At 45.8% G+C, this 2,942-nt stretch carries 1 protein-coding gene; it reads left to right on the top strand.

What is annotated here, in order from left to right; all coding sequences use genetic code 11:
• Nucleotides 1-104: 104 nt before the first annotated feature.
• Entirely contained in the window at nucleotides 105-2,756 is a 2,652-nt protein-coding gene (locus tag CAG68_RS21445; protein WP_086046569.1) for a beta-N-acetylhexosaminidase, read from the top strand.
• Nucleotides 2,757-2,942: the final 186 nt, after the last annotated feature.

Below are 2,942 nucleotides of genomic sequence, written 5' to 3'. Positions count from 1 at the left end.
ATAACAGGTTGTATGTTGAATGTAACGGTTAGGCACCTCGCATTTGAGGGGCCGAGATTTTTATCATTGTCGTTTTGAACCACTGACTTTTTTGGGGAAGTAAGATGTTTAAACCTAGTCTGATTGCTGTTTCTGTTATCACTACATTAGCAGGTTGCTCTGCGCTGCAAAGCTCTGAACAACAAGTTGTAAATTCGTTGGCTAATAATCTTGATATTCAATACCAAGTGTTGACTAACCACGGTGCAAACGAAGGTCTTGCTTGTCAGGACTTAGGGGCTGAGTGGGCGTCTTGTAACAAGGTAAACATGACGCTGGTTAACCAAGGTGAAGCGGTTGACTCAAAAGATTGGGCTATTTACTTCCATAGCATTCGTCTGATTCTGGATGTTGAAAACGAACAGTTTAAAATCTCTCGCGTAACGGGTGATCTACACAAACTAGAACCAACAGATAAGTTTGATGGTTTTGCTGCGGGTGAAGAGGTTGTGCTTCCTCTTGTTGCTGAATACTGGCAGCTATTTGAAACTGACTTCATGCCAGGCGCTTTCGTTGCTGCACCAAATGCAGAGCCTAAGATGATCGCTTCTCTTAACACAGAAGACGTTGCATCTTTCGTGACTGGCCTTGAGGGTAACAACCTAAAACGTACGCCAGATGACAACAACGTATTTGCGAGCGCTGTGTCTCGTTTCGAGAAGAACGAAGATCTAGCAAAACAAGACGTATCAACCACGTTACTACCAACGCCAATGTCTGTTGAAGCAGGTAAAGGTACGGTAGATATCGCGGCGGGTATTGCGCTGCCTAAAGACGCATTCGATGCGGCTCAATACGCAGCAATTCAAGGTCGTGCAGAAGTGGTAGGTGTGGATGTTCGTGGTGATCTTCCTGTAAGCATCACTGTTGTTCCTGCAGACTTCACCGGTGAATTGGCAAAATCTGGTGCTTACGAAATGAGCATCAAAGGCGACGGTATTGCGATTAAAGCGTTTGACCAAGCAGGTGCTTTCTACGCAGTACAATCTATCTTTGGCCTGGTAGATAGCCAAAATGCTGATTCTCTACCACAACTGTCTATTAAAGATGCGCCGCGTTTTGATTACCGTGGTGTGATGGTGGACGTGGCTCGTAACTTCCACTCTAAAGACGCAATCCTTGCAACGCTTGACCAAATGGCAGCGTACAAGATGAACAAACTACACCTTCATCTAACGGATGATGAAGGCTGGCGTTTAGAAATCCCGGGTCTGCCTGAGCTGACTGAAGTGGGTGCTAACCGTTGTTTCGATTTGGAAGAGAAAAGCTGTTTACTGCCTCAGCTTGGCTCAGGTGCAACGACAGACAACTTTGGTTCTGGCTTCTTCAGCAAAGCAGACTACGTGGACATCTTGAAGTACGCGAAAGCGCGTAACATCGAAGTGATTCCTGAAATCGATATGCCAGCGCACGCTCGTGCAGCAGTGGTATCAATGGAAGCACGTTACGACCGCCTAATGGAAGAAGGTAAAGAAGCAGAAGCGAACGAGTACCGCCTGATGGATCCTCAAGATACATCGAACGTAACAACGGTTCAGTTCTACAACAAGCAAAGCTTCATCAACCCATGTATGGAATCTTCAACTCGCTTTGTTGATAAAGTGATTTCAGAAGTAGCAGCAATGCACCAAGAAGCGGGCACGCCGCTAACAACATGGCACTTTGGTGGTGACGAAGCGAAGAACATCAAGCTAGGCGCTGGTCTGCAAGACATCAACGCAGAAGACAAAGTAAGCTGGAAGGGTAACATTGATTTGTCTAAGCAAGACAAGCCATTCGCACAGTCACCACAATGTCAGACGCTAATTGCAGACGGTACGGTAAGCGATTTTGCTCATCTACCAAGCCACTTTGCAGAAGAAGTGTCGAAGATGGTGGCAGAGAAAGGCATTCCAAACTTCCAAGCTTGGCAAGATGGCCTTAAGTACAGCGAAGGTGAGAAAGCGTTCGCAACAGAAAACACACGTGTTAACTTCTGGGACGTTCTTTACTGGGGGGGCACATCATCAGTGTACGAATGGTCTAAGAAAGGTTACGACGTTATCGTTTCTAACCCAGACTACGTGTACATGGACATGCCGTACGAAGTTGACCAGAAAGAGCGTGGTTACTACTGGGCAACACGTGCAACAGATACTCGTAAGATGTTTGGTTTTGCACCAGAGAACATGCCTCAAAACGCAGAAACTTCTGTAGACCGCGATGGTAACGGCTTCACTGGTAAAGGTGAAATCGAAGCGAAACCTTTCTACGGTCTATCAGCACAGCTTTGGTCTGAGACAGTACGTAACGATGAGCAATACGAGTACATGGTATTCCCTCGCGTACTAGCAGCCGCTGAGCGTGCATGGCACCGTGCTGATTGGGAAAACGACTACAAAGTGGGTGTTGAATACTCGCAAAACTCTAACCTAGTAGACAAAGTCGCGCTAAACCAAGACTACAACCGCTTTGCGAACGTACTTGGCCAACGCGAACTGGCTAAGCTAGAAAAATCAGGTATCGACTACCGCCTGCCTGTACCAGGTGCGAAAGTAGAAGATGGCAAGCTAGCAATGAACGTTCAGTTCCCAGGGGTGAAGCTTCAATACTCTCTAGACGGCAAGAACTGGCTAACTTACGCAGATAATGCTCGTCCAAATGTGAAAGGTGAAGTGTTTATCCGTTCTGTGTCAGCAACCGGTGAGAAAGCAAGTCGAGTGACCAGCGTGAAATAACTCGATTCTTGTAAGTTAATTTTTTGGCAAAGCCTCAACATCATGTTGGGGCTTTCTTTATTTTTTTAGGAAATTAAGCGTGATCGATGTCTAATTATTTTTCATTGATAAATAAGTTTTGGGTTGTAATGGTCAAGGTTATTGTGAACCGGATCGACTTAATCTGCTAAATATCAATAAATTATC

This window comes from Vibrio sp. V42_P2S4T144 (assembly GCF_009904715.1).
In the GTDB taxonomy this organism is placed as follows: domain Bacteria; phylum Pseudomonadota; class Gammaproteobacteria; order Enterobacterales; family Vibrionaceae; genus Vibrio; species Vibrio alginolyticus.
Note: the sequence above shows the minus strand (reverse complement) of the source record. Positions and strands in the feature narration are given on the sequence as shown.

Excerpts from the sequence above, each read along its gene's own strand:
- CAG68_RS21445 (WP_086046569.1), top strand. The coding sequence starts at position 105 with ATGTTTAAACCTAGTCTGATTGCTGTTTCTGTTATCACTACATTAGCA.